This is a genomic window from Streptomyces sp. NPDC006235, from assembly GCF_040613735.1.
Lineage (GTDB): Bacteria > Actinomycetota > Actinomycetes > Streptomycetales > Streptomycetaceae > Streptomyces.
Window position 1 is genome coordinate 41,949 of the sequence record NZ_JBEXSR010000051.1, and the last position, 18,473, is coordinate 60,421.

Here is an 18,473-nt window from a genome sequence, read left to right on the forward strand (position 1 = left end):
CTGCCACCACCAGGAGCACATATGAACGCCGCCAACACGCCGGGTACCGCCGACCGCGTCCTCGTCATCGACGATGATCCCGGTATCAGACGCCTGCTGATCTCGGCACTGCAGTTCGCCGGATTCGAAGTCGACACGGCCGGCGACCTGAGCGAAGCCCTCGAGCAGGTCGCCCGCCGTCCCCCGGACGTCATCGTCCTCGACGTGATGCTCCCCGGCGCCGACGGCTTCGAGATCCTCCAACTGCTGCGCGCCCGCGCCATCGATGTACCCGTGCTCTTCCTCACCGCCCGCGACGCCGTCGAAGACCGGGTCCGGGGACTGCGCCTGGGCGGCGACGACTACGTCACCAAACCCTTCAGCGTCGTCGAGGTCGGCGCTCGCCTGCAGGCGCTGCTGCGCCGCGCCCGCAGCGGGACCCCCACCGCCGAGGAAACACGCCTGCGTTGTGGCGACCTCACGCTCGACGACCTCCGCCACGAAGTCCGCCGGGGCGGCCGGATCGTCGAACTCTCTCCCACCGAATTCCGTCTGCTGCACTACCTGTTGAGTCACCAGGGGCAGGTCCTCTCCCGCGCCCAGATCCTCGAGGCCGTGTGGCAGTACGACTTCGGCGGGGACTCCGTCGTCGTCGAGCGTTTCATCTCCAACCTCCGACGCAAGATCGACCATGGCCGTACGCCGCTGCTGCGCACGGTCCGCGGCGTCGGCTACACCCTCCGAGAGCAGGACGACACGTGAGACTCCGCGGCCGTCTTCCCTGGGCCTCCTCCAGCGTCCGCCTGCGCCTGCTCGCCGGGCTGGCCGTTCTCCTGGTCGTCGGCCTGGTCGCCAGCGCCGTCATCAGCGCTCTTCTCCTGGAAGACTTCCTGGACAAGCGCAACCAGGACACCCTCGAAGCCAACGCCGAGCGTTTGACCCGGGTCATCGGCCAGGGACCGCAGACCGCCGATGCCGACCAACTCGGCGCCCTTCTCGGTTCGCCCCTGGGCACGGTGGCCGTCGACGAGGACAACAGCGTCCTGCTGAGCACCGGCTCGGCGTCCCGGGCCGCCGACCAGGTGGCCGCGCTCAGCGCGACCGCACCGACGGGACGTGTGCTCACCCTGGAGGGCGGCGACCTCAGTGCCGTGCGCATCCCCAGTCCCGGCCTGATCATCGACCGCGGGCCCGCCGAAGGCACCGTGGCACCGGCGACCGTCATCCTCACCATCGACACCTCCGTCGACGACGCCACCACCGGCGCGCTCATCAGACGGCAACTGGCTTTGATCGGCGGTGCGTTGCTGGTGCTCCTGGGCCTGTCCGTCATCGTTCTGCGCCTCGGCATGCGCCCGCTCGCCCGCATGGCCCGCAGCGCCGACGCCATCGCCGCGGGCTCCCTGACCGAACGGCTGCCCACCCACCGCAACGGCAGTGAGGCCGACCTGCTGGCCAAGGCGGTCAACCGGGCGTTCGACGCCCAGGCCCGCGCGGAGGCGACCGTTCGCTCGCTGGCCGCCGACACCTCCCACGAACTGCGCACTCCCCTGTCCACCATCTCCGGATGGCTGGATCTGCACCGCCAAGGCGGCCTTTCCGGCCCGGGCCTGGAGACCGCGCTCGAGCACATCGAGAACGAAGTGGGGCGTATGCGCCTGCTCGTGGAGGATCTCGCGCTGCTCGCCCGCCTGGACGCCGGCCGACCCGTCGAGCAGGACGACGTGGACCTCACCGTCCTGGCCGCCGGCGTCATCGAGGACGCCCAGATCATCTACCCCCGACGCGACATCGCCATGGCGCCCGCCCTGCCCGCACCCGTCGTCGGCGATGCCGCCCGTCTGCAACAGGTCCTGCGCAATCTCGTCGGCAACGCCGTCCAGCACACTCCGGCTCGGACCTCCGTGCGCCTCGAGGTCACCCTCAGCCGTGAGACCGTACAGCTGAGTGTCATCGACGACGGCCCCGGAATCTCCCCTGAAGACCTGCCCCGTGTCTTCGAGCGGTTCTGGCGCGCCGAGGCCAGCCGCAGCCGCGCCTACGGCGGTTCAGGTCTCGGCCTGGCCATCGTCGAGGCCATCGTCCACGCCCATCACGGACAGGTGGACGTGCATTCGGACGTGGGAGTCGGAACCACCGTCACCATCCGGCTCCCGCGCGGCCATCGCCCGTGATGCGCCACGCACGGCACGGAGAACGGCCTGGAGGGAAAGTCGTACGAGGACCCCGACCAAACCGAAACGGTCGGTGGTCGAACGCGAATACCGGAACCTCGGACGTGGGACTACGACGCCGCTCGCAGTCGGGTGGCGATGAAACTGGTGGGTGTCATGCCCGGCACGATGAGCCCGCTCTCATAGGCGAAGGCGATCAGGTGCCCGCGCCGGCGGATTCCCAGCTTGCTGAGCATGTGTGTGATGTGGGTCTTCACGGTGAGGGGACTCAGGCCGAGGTCGCGGGCGATGGAGGCACTGTCCTGACCACTCGACAGCATGGTGAGGATCTCGCGTTCCCGGAGGGAGAGATCCCCGGTCAGTGCGGGCGTGACCCGTGCTTGCGCCTTGTTGACAGCCGGGGCCGTCCCCAGAGCGACGACAAGCCCGCCCCGGCACACGGTTTCCAGGGCGGCGATGAGCTGTGACGCGCTGACATCCGCGGCAAGAACGCCCGTAGCGCCGGCACGCACCTGTGCATCGACCTCCTGATCACTGGGAGCGCCGAAGACCACGGTCCGCGCCACGGCACAGATCTCGGTGATCAGGCCGGTGAAGGCGTCCAGTTGCCCGGCGTGGAGGGAACGGTCGAGCACGACGACGTCCGCGTCGACGCCGGCATCGAGCAGGTCTCTGAGATCCTTGCCGTGCGCGGCGGCGCCGGCCACCCTCATGGCGTCGCTCGCATCGATCACCTTGGTGAGCGCGGCCCGCACCAGGGACGGCCCGCCTGCGACAATTACCTTGTTCACGGGTCCTTCTTCTCGGCTCGACAGCCCTTCCGCCGGACCGGTTTCCGGGATGACCCGACACATCATTCACGCAGCACTTGACGGTCGGCCCGCGGTGAACCTGAGCGCTCCTTGACGGTTGCCCGGCGAGGCCTGGACGTCCCGGCCGGCCCCCAACCGGTTGACAATTCTGCTGTAGCAAATACGCTACTGCGTCATGGGACAGCTTCCGCAGCTCACGATCTCGGCGACGCTGGGTGATCAGGCGTACGCGGCGATCCGTGAGGCGATCGTCTCGGGCGTCCTCGAACGAGGTCAGAAGGTGACCGAGCGGGGGCTGGCCGAGTCTCTCGACATCAGCGCGACACCGGTACGTGAGGCGTTGCGCCGCCTGGAGCAGGACCGACTGGTGGAGCGGACCGGCCCACGTTCGGTGCGCATCGCGAAGTACGCGGAGGAGGAGCTTCGGGAGTTCTCGATGATCGGGGACTCGCTTCGCGCCCTGGCCGCGCGTCTGGCCGCGGAGAAGTCGACCGCGGAACAGAGACGGCAGATGTGTGCCGTCCTCGACAAGGCCGACCGCCTGCGCGGCCAGGCGGTCGGGCTCACTCCCGGCAGTGACGAAGAGCGGAAGCTCATCGAGGAGATCCTGCACTGCATGCGGCAGTTCCACAGCCTGGTGGACCAGGCCAGCGGGAACGCCACATTGCTGCAGATGCTGCACATGGTCGACGCCTTCGGCGCGGACGAACGACGCGACAGCGTCCTGTCCGAGGTCAGCGACGAACGGCGCAGCGCCGTGGATGCGCGCTATCACCAGCACCGCGCCATCTACGACGCCATCGCCGCCGGAAACGGCGGGCGTGCGGAAGAGCTGATGAACGCGCACAGTCAGGCGTCGAGCTCCTCCCTGCTCATGGCGCGTTTTTCGCACTGAGAACGGCCGAAGCGGTCGTCCTCCCCTGATGAAGGCGCTATAGCAAATAGCGTCGATGCCGGAGAACCGTCCGCGCACACCGCACCTCCCGCCCAATAGGCGGATCGGCCGACCGCACAACGTACTTGCTATGGCATATGGCAAAGGAGCCGCCATGCTCGAGGCGACCCCCGTGGACGCCCCAGCCGGGGAAAGACCCGTCACCTCACGGCGGATGAGCGCCACGACGGTCCTGTGGGTGACCCTGGCCGTCTTCGCCCAGGAATCGGTGTGGAACTTCTACGACGCCCAAGTCCCCTCCGAGCTGCGGCAGTACATCGCCTCCGCCGGCCTCGTCGGTTTGATCATGGGTATGGACAATGTCCTCGGGGTCCTGATCCAGCCCTGGACGGGATTCCTGTCCGACCGTCGCGCGCGCGACGGCAAGGGTCGATGGGCGATCATCCTGACCGGAGCCGCCCTGGCCTCGGTGCCCTTCGCCCTGATCCCTTGGACGCACAGTCTGCCCTTGCTCATGCTGTGCGTCGTCGGCTTCGCGGCCATGGCCAACGCGTTCAAGGGCATCACGGAGACCCTGGTCTCCGACTACGTCGCCCCCTCCCGCCGAGGCAAGGCCCAGGGTTTCGTGAAGGCCGGCGTCAGCCTCACGATCGTCGTCTCGTCCCTGATCAGCCTGCTCGTCGTCGACCGCAGCAGCACCCTGGCGTTCGCCATCCCGCCCGTCCTCATGCTGCTGCTGCTTACCACGTCCTGGTTCGTCCTGGGCCGCCGGCACCACACCGCCACGCCGTCGCACACCGGTCGGCCTTCCGCCACCGAGACGCACGCCGTCGCGAAACCACCATCCGCCGACTTCGCCTCACCCTGGGCCGTCATCAAGGACATGGTGCGCGACCCGTCCCGCGCCCGGGCCCTGCTCATGCTCGGCATCTTCTGCTTCGCCGGCATGTGGTCCGCCCTGCGCGCGCTGCTGACCCCGTACGGCACCGAGGCACTGAACCTGTCCCGCGGCTCGGCTGGTGGGCTCGCGCTCCCCGGCGCCGTCGCCTTCCTGGTCTGCGTCGTCCCGCTCGCCTACGCCTCGTCCCGGCTGGGCCAGGTGTGCGCCATGCGCTACGGCGTCGGCGTGTTCATCGCCGGCCTGCTCGTCGGCTTCTGTGTCCCCACGGTTCCCGGCACGGTCATCTCCATGGTGATCGCTTCCGTGGGCTACGCGGCCTTCGCCGTCAACGCCCTCGTCGCGTTGTGGAACCTCGCTCCCAGCAGACACGTCCTGGGCACCTACACGGGCCTGTACACCGTCGCCTCGTCCACCGGCGCCGCACTCGGCCCCGCCCTGCTCGGCCTCACCGTCGACGCGACCGGATGGCGCTTCATGCTCCTGAACGGCGCGGTGTTCGCCACGGTCACCTTCGCCGTCTTCACCCGCCTGGCCCGCCGTATCGCTCCTTCCGCGCACTGAGACAGCCATCCCTCACCCCTCACGAAGGACACAGACCCCATGGAGTTGCGCATCCTCGCTCCCACCGGAGCCCTCGGCGCCGGCTTCGACGCCGCCGCCTTCCGACGCGGTGTCGCGGCCCGCCCGCACGTCATCGCGTGTGACGCCGGATCGACCGACTCCGGGCCGGCCGCACTCGGCTCGGGCAGCCCCAAGCTCTCCGACCAGGCCGTCGCCCGTGATCTGCGCCTGCTGCTCGCCGCGCGCGACGAGCTGGGCGTGCCGCTGATCATCGGATCCTGCGGCACCAGCGGCCGTGACACGGGAGTCGACCGCGTGGCCGCCCTCGTACGCGACATCGCCGCAGCGGAGAACCTGCACTTCAAGCTGGCTCTGATCTACTCCGACCAGCCGGCCGAACGTCTCCAGCGCCTCTACGACGCCGGCCGTGTGCAGCCGCTGCCGCACGCCCCGGAGATCGACCGGGAGCTGTTCGCTCGCAGTCACACCGTCGCCATGATGGGTGCCGAGCCCATCCAGGAGGCTCTGGGAGCCGGCTGCGAGGTCGTCCTGGCCGGACGCGCCAGCGACACCGCGCTCTTCGCCGCACTCCCCCACATGCTCGGCGCCGACCCCGGCCTGACCTGGCACATGGCCAAGACCATCGAGTGCGGCGCCGCCTGCGCCATACCCCCCTCCGCCAACGGCCTGCTGGTGCACCTGCGGGACGACCACTTCGATGTCACCACGCTCGCCGAAGGCAGCCGTCTCACCCCCCGGTCCGTAGCGGCCCACACGCTGTACGAGAACGCCGACCCGTATCGCGTCGCGGAACCGTCGGGCACCCTCGACACCAGCGACGCCACCTACGAGGCGATCGACGAACGCACCGTCCGGGCACGCGGAGCGCGCTTCGTCCCCGCGGACGGCTACAGCAACAAACTCGAAGGAGCGGAACTCGTCGGCTACCAGACCGTCATCGTCGGAGGAGTGCGCGACCGGGTGGTCATCCGGCGCCTGCCCGACCTGCTCCCCTTCGCCAAGAAGTACTTCGCGGACAAGATCCTCGACGTGTTCGGCGGCGTCGTGGACCCCGACGACGTCGACATCGACTTCCGCCTCTACGGCGACGGGGCCGTACTGGCCACCGCCGAGCCGGAATCGCTGCGCCCCCGCGAACTCGGCGTCCTCATCACGGTGACGGCACCCGACCAGGCAACCGCCCACGCGGTCGCCACCTTCGTCGCGCATGCCAGCAGCCACCTGCCCATACCGGAATACGACGGGCTGGTCTCCACCCTCGCCTACCCGTACTCCCCGCCCGAGACGGACCGCGGCCCCCTCTACCGGTTCACCCTCAACCACGTCGTCACCGGCGTCAGTCCCACGGAACTGTTCCGCACCAGCACCGAGGAGCTGTAACCCATGACCACTCTGCTCGACTACTGCTCCCTGGTGCGCTCCAAGAACGCCGGCCCCTTCACCCTCACCTTCGACTTCATGTGCCACGACCAGGCCGCCTATGACGCCCTCGTCGCCAGCGGCTTCCTCAACAGGGAACTCTTCGCCGGCCTCTACGGCACCGACCCCGCCGACATCCTGCTCGTCAACCACCCGCTGGCTCTGGCCGTGAAAGTCTCCCTCCCCCGCCCGACAGTTCAGGGCGGCCTCCACGACAGCGACTGCTACGCGGGCCAGCAGTACGCCCCGTTGATGGACCTCGCCGTGAGCGACGTGGACAAGGAGCACCAGGCGTGACCGCCGAACGTCCCCTGGCTCCCTGGGACCTTCCCGCCGGGCACCCTGGGGTCACCTTCCTCACCGGCCCCACAGCCTTCTTCGCCCTCGCCCGGGACCCCCGCTTCTCCTACTGCCTCTACGTCCCCAACGACCACACCCCCGACGGCCCACCCCTTCCCCTGGTGGTCACCGTCCACGGAACACGACGCCGCGCCGAAGCACTCCGCGATGCCTTCGCCGACTTCGCCGACCGCCACAACGTCGTCGTCCTCGCCCCACTCTTCCCCGCCGGCATCACCGGCCCGAACGACGTGGACAGCTACAAGCTCCTCTCCCCTGCCGGATTCCGCCCCGACGAAGACCTGCTCCACATGGTCGACGAGGCCGCGGCCCGCTGGCACGTACGCGCCGACCGCTTCCACCTCCACGGCTTCTCCGGCGGAGGCCAGTTCGCCCACCGCTTCGCCTACCTCCACCCCAACCGACTGGCATCCCTGTCGGTGGGCGCCCCCGGGCGCGTCACACTCCTCGACCCCACGACGACGTGGTGGCACGGCACGGCCGACATGAAGGAACAGTTCCGGACCGACGCCGACCCGGCAGCTCTGCACGGCCTTCCCGTGCAACTGGTCATCGGCGAGAACGACACCGACGCAACCGAACTCGCACCGGACGACGAGCGCCGGCCCGTGACCGCGGGGACCGACCGCATCGAACGCATCAACGCTCTGCACGCCAACTGGCGCGAACACGGCATCGACGCACGCCTCGACATCGTGCCCGGCGCCGGCCACAACCACTTCGCGGTCCTCCCCGCGGTCCAGCGGTTCCTCGACACGCAGGTGTCCGCCTCTCCGCGCCCCCATGCACCGGAGGTCCCACGGCCGTGACCCACCATCGACTCGATCCACAGGTCGCCCAGCTGATGGCCGACCGTGAAAAGGGCAGACAAGAGCACGGCACCGAGGAGGAGGTCGGGTGGTCGTCACCGCCATGGCGCTGCGCGAGAAGGTGGCACAGGCATGACTCGGACCGCCGCGCGCAGACGGCGCCGGGCAGAGAAGGGCGGGTTCGACCGTCGCCTGATCGCACCGATGATCCTGGGCTCGATTCTCAACCCCGTCAACTCCTCGATGCTCGCGGTCGCGTTGGTTCCCATCGGCCGCGCCTTCGGCGTGCCACCCTCGCAGACGGCATGGCTCGTCTCCGGCCTCTACCTCGCGACGGCCGTCGGCCAGCCGGTGATCGGCCGACTCGTCGACGCGTTCGGTCCACGTCGGCTCTATCTGCTGGGAACCGCGCTGGCCGGCCTGGCCGGACTGCTCGGCACTCTCGCTCCGAACCTGTGGGTACTGGTCGCCTCCCGCGTCCTCCTCGGATTAGGAACCTCGGCGGCCTTCCCGGCGTCGATGTCGCTGCTGCGCGCCGAGTCCGACCGCACCGGCCGGAAGAACCCGAGTGGCGTCCTCGCCGCGCTGTCGATCTCCAACCAGGTCATCGCGGTCGTCGGCCCGGCCCTCGGTGGCCTGCTGATCGGCGCGGGTGGCTGGCATCTGATCTTCGGCATCAACGTGCCGCTGTCCCTCATGTGCCTCGTCCTGGGCGCAGTGTGGCTGCCCCGCGCCACGCCCTCGGGCGGGACGGCACGTATTGATGTGCCGGGCATGCTGTGGTTCGCGGGATCACTGACCCCGTTCATGTCCTTCCTGATGACCCCGGCGGTCGCACACTGGTATCTGCCGGTGCTCGGCCTGGCCGCGGGCGCGGTGTTCGTCCGCCGCGAACTGGGCATCGCCCAGCCGTTCATAGATCTTCGCGTCCTGGGCGGGAACGTACCGCTGCTCGCCACGTTCACCCGGCAGTGCCTCGCCTACACCACGTCGTACGCCTTCTTCTACGGCTACAGCCAGTGGCTCCAAGAGGGCCGAGGACTCAGCGCGTCGCAGGCCGGGCTGCTTCTGCTGCCGCTGTCGGCGACGGCCGTCGGTGTCACCGCACTCACGGGGCGCCGTAGCCGGGTGCGGGGCAGGGTCGTCGTCGGCGCGCTCGTCCAATGCCTCGGATGCGCGGCGTTGTTGCTCCTGCGTGCCGACAGTCCGGTGTGGCTGCTCGTCGTGCTCAGCGCGGTCGCCGGCATCCCTCACGGGCTGATCGGGCTGGCCAACCAGAATGCCCTGTACGCACAGGCCGACCCGGCCCGCATGGGCTCGTCCGCGGGACTGCTGCGCACGTTCATGTACATCGGCGCACTGTTCGCGGCGGCGGCCAGCGCCGTGTTCTTCCGCGGCGGCGTCACCAGTTCGGGACTGCATGCCATGGCCTGGTTGCTCATCGGTGTGGCCGCCGTGTTCCTGATCCTGTGCGCAGCCGACCGGTCGCTGGGCCGCGTCGGCACAACAGCCGGCGACACGGCCCCCGGCTCCCGTCCGAAGTCCCGGGTTGACGGCCTGAGTTAACGTCGATAACTTATCGCCCATAACTCAGATGGGAGCAGCCCGTGCCCACACTCGCAGCCGAAGACGTCTACGCGCTCGCGCCGTACGCCAAGACCCTCGGAGTCGTGTTCGACGAGATGACGGCAGCCGGCGTTCGAGCCACGCTGGCGCACGATCTCTCGCTCTCCACAGTGGGCGGTGGCCTCCATGGGGGCGCGTTGATGGGACTCGCCGATGTGAGCGGTGCCGTGTGCGCCGCCCTCAACGGTCCGGCCGGCGCCGCACCGGCCACCGTGGAGTCGACCACGCACTTCCTTCGGCCGGCCCACACAGACGTCGTCGCGACAGCTCGTCCCCTGCGTGTGGGGCGCAACACCGTCGTCGAGGTCGACGTGCACGATGCCGAAGGCGAACTGTGCGCCCGGGTGACCCAGGTCGTCACCGCGGTCAAACCGAAGACACCCTGATGTCGCTCTCTCCCGAAGGCCCCCTTCTGTGACCGGTGCCCGCGTTCGCGCCGCCAAGGGCAAGGGCGGCCTGCTCCGCGACCAGCTTCTCGACATCGCCGATCAGCTGCTCGAAGACGGTGGCGCCGACGCTCTTACGATTCGCGCGGTGGCGACAAGCGCGGGAGTCACCCCGCCGGCCGTCTACCTCCACTTCACCTCGAAGAGGGAACTCGTCCACGCCACGTGCCTGCGCGTGTGGAGTTCACTGTTCATCGAGTTGGAAGCAGTGTCCCGGGGAGTCCCGGACCCGGTGACGGCGCTCTACGAAACCTGCGTCGCCTACGTCGCCTTCGGACTTCGCCATCCCTCCCAGTACCGACTGGTGATGGATGGCGAGGCCACCGAGGCCAGTCGCCGGAACGAGGACGCGTGTTTCCGCTACTTCCGGGACAAGGTCGCAGCCTGTGCCGATGCCGGAGTACCGGTGGAGAGCACCACCGAAACCGCCAGGCTGCTGTGTGCCGGCGTGCACGGCGCGGTTTGTCTCCTGATCCACCAGGAACGTGACGCCTGGCCTATGGACACCGTTGGCTATGCCACCCGGGCGGCGTCCTCAGCCGTGCACGGCGCTCTTCTGACCGCATCTCACGCGTCCCGACCCTCCATGTCCGCAGTGACGCGGTCGGGCTGAACCAGGTTCGAAGACGGACTCTGGTTCTGAACGGCCCGCAGCGCCCCGGCGAATCGGGCTTGCCGTCAGGGCTTGATCGGTTTCACCTTCTTGTCGACGCCGTTGACCCGTACGGTGACCTTCCTGCGGTTGCGTGCCCGGTCGGCCACGATCTCGTAGGACGTCACCTTCCCGTTCCGCCACTGACAGCTGACCTCGTAGCCGCCGCGGGCGCGGAGCCCGGTGAAGGAGCCCTTGGCCTTCCAGCCGTCCGGCAGGGCGGGCAGCAGGTGGATGACGCCGTCGTGACTCTGCAGGTCGGATGTCTAGAGGCGTGCGCCACCAACTCCCTCGATTGCGATGGCCATCCGGTCCCGGCGCAGACCCGGGACCGACCAGTAACCACAGCTCTGCTCATCTGACTTCGCAGCCAAGTCGTCCTCATGTCACGCCTGCCTACCTCGACCACTACCTCCCCCGCACCGACCGACCTCCACTGGGCTTTCGCCCACGGCTGGACCGGCGGACCTGAGCATGGCCTCGGGTTCACTAGGCCCTGTCGTCAAAGATCTTCGCTGGTGGATCACGGTCGGGTGATACATCGCCATGAACTCACCGATGCGGAGTGGGAGTTCGTCCCGCCACTGCTGCCCGAGTCGTTGCGGAGCCGCAAGCGGCTGGATGACCGTACGGTCCTCAATGGACTCCGCGCTCAGGCTGAAGCCCTGTACGCGGGGCAGCAGGATCAGCAGAAGCCGAGCCGGTCCCCCACGCCGGATGTTCACGCGGATGCCGACGGGCCCCAGTTCCATGGCGGCGGCCCGCGACAGGCCGCGCAGCGCCCACTTGCTGGCCGTGTAGGCGACCGGGTAGTGGCCGGTGAGCGCCGCGGACGAGCCGACGTTCACGATCGAGGAGCCGGGTGGCGTCAGCGGGGCGAGGTGCTGGATGCCCAGCAGCGGCCGGTGACGTTGACCGCGTGGACCCGAGCCATGTCCCCGGGGCGTACGTCGTCGATCCGGGCCCGCCAGGTGACGCCCGCGTTGTTGACCAGGCCGTGCACCTGCCCGTACGCCTCACGCAGGTCGGCGGCGAGTTCCGCCCAGTCCTTCTCGTTCGTGACGTCGAGACGGCGGCAGCCGGGTGACTCCGAGACGTCGGTGGCGATCACCCGGGCGCCCTCGCGGGTCAGCGCCTCGGCCTCCGCGGCGCCCTGGCCACCGGCTGCGCCCGTGACCACGACGACCCGGCCGAGGAGCCTCCCCCAGCCTTCGGCCGGGAGGTGCCCCCAGGGATGGAGATCGGTCACGGCCGTTGCCTCGTGCGGCGTCGGGCGACGGGAACGGTCATGGGGTCCGGGCCGGCCACCACGGTGTTGGAGACGGAGCCGATGCCCTCGACGGTGAGGGTGACCCTGTCGCCGGGCTTCAGGGGAGGCGGGGACTGCTCACCCCGTACACCCCACAGCTCGGCGAGGCAGCCGCCGTTTCCGCAGGTCCCGGAACCGAGGACGTCGCCGGGGCGGACGACGGTACCGCGTGAGGCGTAGGCGGCCATCTCCTCGAAGGTCCAGCTCATGTTGGACAGCAGATCCTTGCCCACGACCTCGCCGTTGATCTCGGCGGTGAGCGCCAGGCGCAGGAAGCCTTCCGCATCGCGGTACTTGGCCAGCTCGTCGGCGGTGACCAGATAAGGACCCAGCGTGGTGGCGGTGTCCTTGCCCTTGCAGGGGCCGAGGCCGACCTTCATCTCGGCGGACTGCAGGTCCCGTGCCGACCAGTCGTTGAAGACGGTGTAGCCGACGATGTGGTCGCGGGCCTGCTCGGGCGTGAGGTCGCGGCCCTCCTTTCCGATCACGGCGGCGACCTCCAGCTCGAAGTCGAGCACGCTCGACCCCGGCGGCATGGGGATGTCGTCGTGCGGCCCGTACATCGCGTAGGGGTTGCCGAAGTAGAACGTCGGGGCCGCGTACCACCGCTCCGGTATCCCGGCAGCCCCGTCCACGGACCGCCGGACGCCCTCGACGTGTTCCTCGAAGGTGACGAAGTCCCGCACGGTGGGCGGCTGGAGCGGCGCCAGCAGTCGTACGTCACAGATGTGGGGGCCGGCCGGGACGTCGAGGGTCGCGGAGCCCGCGTCGAGCAGTTCGGGCAGGCCGCCGCCCTCGGCGAGCAGGCCGGTCAGTGAGCTGACGCCGGGCAGGGGGTGGAGCGTGCCGTCCTCTGAGACGACGGCCACGTGGCGTCGGTTGCGGTACTCGTACGCGGCGAAACGCATGGCAGTTTCCTGTCGGCTGTCGGCGTGAGGGGTGGCACGAAGGCCGGGGGCGCGGGATGGGAGTCAGGGCAGTTGACAGGGCAACCGCACCCCCGGGGGCTGAAGGCTCCGCCGATCAGACCGGCGGAGCGACGAAGACGCCGCGGTCGACGTCGTTGAAGGACTCCTTGGTAACCAGTTCGTCCATCGGGTTGGCGGTGCCCCACTGGTCGGTGACCTCGGGCTTCGAGAAGTCGTAGACGTGCGGGTGCCAGGTGTCCTCGTCAAGCAGCTCCAACTCCGTCGTGTACTCCACCGTGTTGCCGTGCGGGTCGAGGAAGTAGGTGAAGGTGTTGTCGCCCGCCATGTGCCGGCCCGGCCCCCAGATCTTGCGGGCGCCGGAACGGATGACACGCCCGGAGCCGCGCATGTACTCGTCGATTCCGCGCATCTCGAAGGAGATGTGGTGCAGCGAGGTGTGCGGGCCCTTGGCGATGGCCATGGAGTGGTGCTGGTTGCTGATCCGCATGAAGTGCATGACGTCGCCGATGTGCGGATGGCCGAGCGTGTCGGACAGCCGGAAGCCGAGGTGCTCCTCGTACCACGCCTTGGTCTTGTCCAGATCCGGCGAGTTGAGGACGACGTGCGACAGCTTGACCGGGATCGACTCCTTCTCCTCGATCTTGCGGTGCTGCCGCACCTCGACGTCGGCCGAGACCTCGATGGTGCGCCCGTCGACGTCGAAGAAGCGGAAGCCATAACCGCCGCCGGGTGTGTCCACCTTGCCCGGCTGGTGGATCAGCTGGACGCCCCCGGCGAGGAGTTGCTCGGCGAGCGTGTCCACGTCGGCCGGGCTCGCGGCACCGTAGGACACGAGGTCGAGACGCTTCTCCTCGGCCTTGCGCAGCCGGACGACGTACTGCTCCGGGCTGCCCTCGGCGGCCAGGAAGGAGATGCCGGAGTCCTCGGCGACCTTGGTCAGGCCCCAGACTCCGGCGTAGAAGTCGAGTTGCTTTTCGTAGTCCGGCACGGCGAGGTCGACGTGGCGGAGGTGGGTGAGCAGGCGGTTGTTCATGGGGGGCTCCTCAGACGAGGTTGAGCAGAGCGGCGGCGTTTCCGCCGCGGACGGAGTGGAAGTCGGTGTCGGGCAGGTCCGCGGCGCGCAGCGCGCCGAGCGGGTCGTCGGTGCCCATGTCGAAGGGGAAGTCGGAGCCGAGCAGGACCCGTTCCGGGCCGACCGCTCGCAGCAGCTCCCGCAGCACCTGAGGGTCGTGGACCAGGGAGTCGAAGTACAGCTGCTTCAGATAGCTGCTCGGTTCCCGCTCACAGCCCCGGGCGTCGGGGCGGGCCCGCCAGGCGTGGTCGGAGCGACCGATGTGGGTGGGCAGGTAGCCGCCGCCGTGCGACGCGATCAGCTTCACACCCGGATGACGGTCCAGGACACCGGAGAAGATCAGGTGGGAGAGGGCGACCGCGTTCTCGGTGGGCTGGCCGACGGTGTTGGACAGGTACCACTGGTCCAGGCGCTCGTCGAGGGAGCAGCCGAACGGGTGCAGGAAGACCAGGGCGCCTGTCTCCTCCGCACGGGTCCAGAGGGGTTCGTACGCCGGGTCCGACAGTTCGTGGCCGGGTGCGTGCGAGGAGATCTCCACGCCCCTCAGCCCCTGGTCCAGGGCGTGGTCGAGCAGGCCGACCACGAGGTCGGGATGGTGGAGCGGGACCAGGCCCAGGCCGTGCAGGCGGTCGGGAGCCTTCGCACAGTGTGCGGCGGTGCCCTCGTTGGCCAGTCGGCAGACCGTCTCGGCCAGTCGGGGCTCGGCCCAGTAGTGGTAGTGGGAGGGCGAGGGGCTGACCAGCTGAATGTCCACGCCCTGCGCGTCCATGGCCGTCAGGCGCACCGCGGCGTCCGTCAGCTTCGGCACGCGCGCGCCGACCATCGGACCGTTCACCTCCAGGGCCGCCCGGCCGTTGCGGCGCGCGTCGAGGGCGCGGGCCCCGGCGAGACCGGGATGACCGGCGACGGCCTCATCGACCTCCGGGAGCAGGAGGTGGGCGTGGACGTCGATGGTCGGCGCGGAGGATGCGGTGGTGGTCACGGGCGCTCCTTGAGGCGGTTCATGGTGCGGCCGACCAGCCCGGCCATGTCGGCGTCGCGCACACCGTCCAGCTGCCACTGGCCGATCTGCAGGGACGCCTCGACGACGGTGCGCACCCGGGGAATGCGGCGGTCGTGGTAGGCCTGGAGCAGCTCGTCGTCCCAGTCCCGGCCGTCGGCCACGGCCCCGCTGAGCAGCTCGGCGAGGACGAGGGCGTCCTCCAGGGACATGGCCGCGCCCTGGGCGAGGGTGGGCGGGCAGCAGTGGGCGGCGTCGCCGATGAGCACGACCCGGCCCCGGTGCCAGGAGTCCTCGACCAGCAGGCGGTCGAACCAGGTGTAGTTGACCTTCTTCGGGTCGGTGATGTGCTCGGTGATCTTCGGCCAGACCCCGCCGTAGCTCTGCGCCAGGCGGCGCATCTCGTCGGCGTAGGTGGCCGGGTCGATGGAGGCGCGGTCGCGGCACCCTTCGACGACGTACGCGTAGATGGTGTCCTCGCTGGTGGGGCAGTAGCCGGCGATGTAGGCGGGGCCGCCGTAGGCGAGGTCGGTGCGCGTCACGCTCTCGGGCCGCGGGGCGGCGATGCGCCAGATGGCCATGCCGGTCGGCTCGGGTTTGTCCGTGATGCCGATCGTGGCGCGGGTGGCGGAGTTGAGGCCGTCGGCGCCGATCACCAGGTCGTAGCGGCCCTCGCTGCCGTCGCTGAAGCGCACCGACACGCCGTCGGCGTCCTGCTCCAGCGCTTCGGCGGTGGTGCCAAGGCGAACGTCGGCGCCGGAGGCGCGGACCGTGTCGATGAGGATCTGCTGCAGCTGGGGGCGCTGCATGCCGAGGGTGGCGGGCAGGTCCTCGCCGCCGGTCCGGATGTCTTCGGCGACGAACAGGACGGTGCCGTCGGGGGTGGTCACGCCCAGCGAGCCGAAGGCGTATCCGGAGGCTTTCACCTGTTCCCACACGCCCAGTTCGCGCAGGACCCGCAGGGCGTTGCCCTGGAGGGTGATGCCGGAGCCGGTGGTGGCGTTCCAGTCCGGCTTGGCCTCGATCAGGTCGACGGCGATGCCGGCGCGGCGCAGCAGGATGGTGACGGCGTTGCCTGAGGCGCCCCCGCCGATGACCAGGACGGTGGGTGTGCCCCCGGCCGGAGGCTGGGAGAGAGTGCGGCTGTCGGCCATGTCGGGGATTCCTCCCGGGGTCGGGCCGCGCGACTTCGGGCGGCGGGGGCTGCGGCTCGCCAGCTGCGAGTGCGGGCCAGAGGTGGGGACGGGTCACCCGGCGAAGCGGGTGGAGCGGTGGGGGCCCGATGCGCCGCTGCTGTCCGGGGAACGGCGCATCCGGCAGTAGTGCGGGTTACTTGACGGCGATCGGGTTGACCGGGGAGCCGACGGCTCCGGTGATGGGGAGGGGAGCGGCGGTGAGCCAGAACTCGTACACGCCGTCGTCGGCGCAGTCGGCGGCGAGTGCGTCGAGGTCCCACATCTCGCCGATCAGCAGGCCCATGTTGGGGATGACGACCTGGTGCAGGGGCTGGAAGGCGCCCTCGAACTCGTTGGGGCGGACCTCGAAACCCCAGGTGTCGGTGGCGATGGCGGCGATCTCGGTGCCGTGCAGCCAGCCGGCGGTGGTGAACGACAGGCCGGGCGCGGGGCCGCCCGCGTAGTCGCCCCAGCCGTCGCGGCGGGCGCGGGCGAGACGTCCGGTACGGACGAGGATGATGTCGCCGGGGCCGACGGTCACCCCATGGGCTTCAGCGGTCTGCTCGAGGTGCTCCTCGGTGATGGCGAACCCGTCGGGCAGCTCTCCCCCACTCTCGGCTCCGCTCGAGCGGGAGGTGCCCCCACCCGTGCCGACGACCAGGCCCACGTCGAGCAGCACGCCGCGTCCCGCGACGTACGGCGCCATGTGCTCGATGCCGGTGACAAGGTCTCCGTCGGAGGTGACCACCTGCTCGGCGGCCCGTCCGTTCCACGCCTTGCCGTGGTCGAAGATGTGCCCGAGGCCGTCCCACTGGGTGGAGCACTGCAGCGGCATCGCGATCACGTCGTCCGCGCCGCCGATGCCGTGCGGGAAACCCTGGTTGCCCAGTGCCGCGTCGGTCCCCGTGTCGAGCATGGTGTGCACCGGGTTGGTCCGCCGGCGCCAGCCCTTCTGCGGGCCGTTCATGTCGAACCGCTGCGACAGCGAGAAGCTCACGCCGCGGCGTACGAGCGCCGCGCCCTCGCGCCGCTTGGCCTCGTCGAGGAAGTTCAGTGTGCCGAGCACGTCGTCCTCACCCCAACGCCCCCAGTTGGAGTACGCCTTGGCGGCCTCGGCTATCGCACCCTCCGGGTCGCGGCGGTCCAGGCTCATGCCGTTGCCTCCGCGACACAGCGGGTGCGCTGCACGCCCAGACCGGTGATGGAACCCTCCATGACGTCGCCGTCGCGCAGCAGGCGTCCCCAGTGGATGCCGTTGCCGGCCGGGCTGCCGGTCAACACCAGGTCACCGGGCAGGAGTTGAGCCGTCTGCGAGGCGTACGACACCAACCGGGCGACTCCGAAGAGCATGTCCTTGGTGGACTCGTCCTGCATGGTCTCGCCGTTCAGCTTGAGCGTGACCCGCAGGTCACCGGTGTCCGCGATCGACTCCGCAGGGACGAGCCACGGGCCGAGCGGCGTGAAACCGGGAGCGTTCTTGCAGCGCAGCCAGTCGGTGCCGATGGCCTTCATGTCCCGGCGGAACACGGTGGCGCGGTCGGTGAGGTCGTTGGCGATGGTGTACCCGGCGACGTACTCCAGGGCCTCCTCGACCGTCACCCGGTAGGCGGGCTTGGCGACGACGGCCGCCAACTCCAGCTCCCAGTCGGGCTTTTCGGCCCAGGCGGGCAGGACCACGTCGTCGTAGGGGCCCGTGATCGCGCTGGGCAGGCCGATGAACACGTAGGGCAGGTCCTCGGCGGCCCGGCGGTCCATGACCGCGGCGATCTCCGCTCGTGCCTCCTCGACGGTGCGGGGGTCGTCGGGGGAACGGTGGGCGACCTCCAGATCGATCACGTGCTGCCGGTAGTTGGCGCCGGACTGGAAGATCTGCCGCGGCTCGATGGGGGCGTGCACGCGCAGGCCCTCCAGTGGCAGCCAGCCGAGGGAGTCGTCGTCCGCCAGGGTGCGCAGGACGGGGAGGGTCTCCTCCCACCGCTCCAGGACCGCGCGCAGATCCGACGGCGCCCAGTCCAGGGCGCTGCGCAGATCGAGTACCCGGTCATGGGACAGGAGGCCGGGAAACGACTCCCCGCCCTGAGCGGAGAACGTGCCGAGCGCGAACGGGCCGGCTGATTGCGCGAGCATTGCCATCAGATTTCCTCCTGCGGGGTTGGGGTCTACTCTGACCCCGGTCGGCCAATCACGGAAATCAATCCTGTGGATGTGTCGAATCCACGTCATGGATGACTCTCGTTGCTAGGTGTATTGACCCGCAGGGTTGTTCACGCGGGTGATGGGTGGCTGGCCGCCGAGTGCGGTGTGGCAGCGGTGGTGGTTGTAGGTGTGCAGGA

Annotated in this window: 18 protein-coding genes and 1 pseudogene; 10 read left to right on the plus strand and 9 right to left on the minus strand. The window is 69.6% G+C overall.

Features of this window, described 5'->3' with window-relative positions:
• The first annotated feature begins 21 nt into the window (after nucleotides 1-21).
• Both ABZ192_RS37925 and ABZ192_RS37930 read left to right on the plus strand, forming a co-directional pair.
• A complete protein-coding gene (locus ABZ192_RS37925; protein ID WP_356929007.1) occupies nucleotides 22-741 on the plus strand; it encodes a response regulator transcription factor in 720 nt (239 codons plus the stop codon).
• Nucleotides 738-2,153: a HAMP domain-containing sensor histidine kinase gene (locus ABZ192_RS37930; protein WP_356929008.1), complete on the plus strand. Its 1,416-nt coding sequence runs from the start codon at nucleotides 738-740 to the stop codon at nucleotides 2,151-2,153. The genes ABZ192_RS37925 and ABZ192_RS37930 overlap by 4 nt, the downstream gene beginning before the upstream one ends.
• A gap of 110 nt (nucleotides 2,154-2,263) precedes the next feature.
• Here the strand turns inward: ABZ192_RS37930 and ABZ192_RS37935 are convergent, their stop codons facing one another.
• Complete coding sequence (locus tag ABZ192_RS37935) at nucleotides 2,264-3,010, minus strand: response regulator transcription factor (RefSeq protein ID WP_356929009.1); 747 nt, start codon at nucleotides 3,008-3,010, stop codon at nucleotides 2,264-2,266.
• Between the two features lie 130 nt (nucleotides 3,011-3,140).
• Here ABZ192_RS37935 and ABZ192_RS37940 point away from each other — a divergent pair, with 130 nt between their 5' ends.
• From ABZ192_RS37940 to ABZ192_RS37975, 8 genes are all read left to right on the plus strand, one after another.
• Nucleotides 3,141-3,860: a GntR family transcriptional regulator gene (locus tag ABZ192_RS37940; RefSeq protein WP_356929010.1), complete on the plus strand. Its 720-nt coding sequence runs from the start codon at nucleotides 3,141-3,143 to the stop codon at nucleotides 3,858-3,860.
• 154 nt (nucleotides 3,861-4,014) lie between these two features.
• A complete protein-coding gene (locus ABZ192_RS37945) occupies nucleotides 4,015-5,322 on the plus strand; it encodes an MFS transporter (protein ID WP_356929011.1) in 1,308 nt (435 codons plus the stop codon).
• 39 nt (nucleotides 5,323-5,361) lie between these two features.
• Nucleotides 5,362-6,723, plus strand: coding sequence for an acyclic terpene utilization AtuA family protein (locus ABZ192_RS37950; RefSeq protein ID WP_356929012.1), 1,362 nt, complete (start codon nucleotides 5,362-5,364; stop codon nucleotides 6,721-6,723).
• Nucleotides 6,724-6,726: 3 nt separating this feature from the next.
• Nucleotides 6,727-7,059 (plus strand): DUF4387 domain-containing protein, encoded by a 333-nt coding sequence (locus ABZ192_RS37955; RefSeq protein ID WP_356929013.1) that lies wholly within the window; start codon nucleotides 6,727-6,729, stop codon nucleotides 7,057-7,059.
• Nucleotides 7,056-7,931: a PHB depolymerase family esterase gene (locus ABZ192_RS37960; RefSeq protein ID WP_356929014.1), complete on the plus strand. Its 876-nt coding sequence runs from the start codon at nucleotides 7,056-7,058 to the stop codon at nucleotides 7,929-7,931. Before ABZ192_RS37955 ends, ABZ192_RS37960 begins: the two co-directional genes overlap by 4 nt.
• A gap of 132 nt (nucleotides 7,932-8,063) precedes the next feature.
• Nucleotides 8,064-9,497, plus strand: a complete 1,434-nt coding sequence (locus tag ABZ192_RS37965) for an MFS transporter (protein ID WP_356929015.1) — start codon at nucleotides 8,064-8,066, stop codon at nucleotides 9,495-9,497.
• A 41-nt stretch (nucleotides 9,498-9,538) separates the two neighbouring features.
• Nucleotides 9,539-9,943: a PaaI family thioesterase gene (locus tag ABZ192_RS37970; protein ID WP_356929016.1), complete on the plus strand. Its 405-nt coding sequence runs from the start codon at nucleotides 9,539-9,541 to the stop codon at nucleotides 9,941-9,943.
• Nucleotides 9,944-9,971: 28 nt separating this feature from the next.
• Nucleotides 9,972-10,616: a TetR/AcrR family transcriptional regulator gene (locus ABZ192_RS37975; RefSeq protein WP_356929017.1), complete on the plus strand. Its 645-nt coding sequence runs from the start codon at nucleotides 9,972-9,974 to the stop codon at nucleotides 10,614-10,616.
• A gap of 65 nt (nucleotides 10,617-10,681) precedes the next feature.
• Here ABZ192_RS37975 and ABZ192_RS37980 read toward each other — a convergent pair whose 3' ends face one another.
• The 8 genes and pseudogenes from ABZ192_RS37980 to ABZ192_RS38015 all read right to left on the minus strand — a co-directional run bounded on the left by ABZ192_RS37980 (nucleotide 10,682) and on the right by ABZ192_RS38015 (nucleotide 18,273).
• On the minus strand, nucleotides 10,682-10,912 hold the full coding sequence (locus ABZ192_RS37980; RefSeq protein WP_356929026.1) for a glycoside hydrolase family 95-like protein: 231 nt from the start codon (nucleotides 10,910-10,912) through the stop codon (nucleotides 10,682-10,684).
• 129 nt (nucleotides 10,913-11,041) lie between these two features.
• A pseudogene (locus tag ABZ192_RS37985) lies at nucleotides 11,042-11,904 on the minus strand (SDR family oxidoreductase).
• Nucleotides 11,901-12,872: a fumarylacetoacetate hydrolase family protein gene (locus tag ABZ192_RS37990; RefSeq protein WP_356929018.1), complete on the minus strand. Its 972-nt coding sequence runs from the start codon at nucleotides 12,870-12,872 to the stop codon at nucleotides 11,901-11,903. The pseudogene ABZ192_RS37985 and the gene ABZ192_RS37990 overlap by 4 nt, the downstream one beginning before the upstream one ends.
• Before the next feature lie 115 nt (nucleotides 12,873-12,987).
• Nucleotides 12,988-13,926, minus strand: a complete 939-nt coding sequence (locus ABZ192_RS37995; protein WP_356929019.1) for a VOC family protein — start codon at nucleotides 13,924-13,926, stop codon at nucleotides 12,988-12,990.
• 10 nt (nucleotides 13,927-13,936) lie between these two features.
• A complete protein-coding gene (locus tag ABZ192_RS38000) occupies nucleotides 13,937-14,947 on the minus strand; it encodes an amidohydrolase family protein (RefSeq protein ID WP_356929020.1) in 1,011 nt (336 codons plus the stop codon).
• Nucleotides 14,944-16,119, minus strand: coding sequence for an FAD-dependent oxidoreductase (locus ABZ192_RS38005; protein WP_356929021.1), 1,176 nt, complete (start codon nucleotides 16,117-16,119; stop codon nucleotides 14,944-14,946). The genes ABZ192_RS38000 and ABZ192_RS38005 overlap by 4 nt, the downstream gene beginning before the upstream one ends.
• Nucleotides 16,120-16,294: 175 nt before the next feature.
• Nucleotides 16,295-17,293 (minus strand): cyclase family protein, encoded by a 999-nt coding sequence (locus ABZ192_RS38010; protein ID WP_356929022.1) that lies wholly within the window; start codon nucleotides 17,291-17,293, stop codon nucleotides 16,295-16,297.
• Nucleotides 17,290-18,273 (minus strand): fumarylacetoacetate hydrolase family protein, encoded by a 984-nt coding sequence (locus ABZ192_RS38015; RefSeq protein WP_356929023.1) that lies wholly within the window; start codon nucleotides 18,271-18,273, stop codon nucleotides 17,290-17,292. The genes ABZ192_RS38010 and ABZ192_RS38015 overlap by 4 nt, the downstream gene beginning before the upstream one ends.
• Nucleotides 18,274-18,473: the final 200 nt, after the last annotated feature.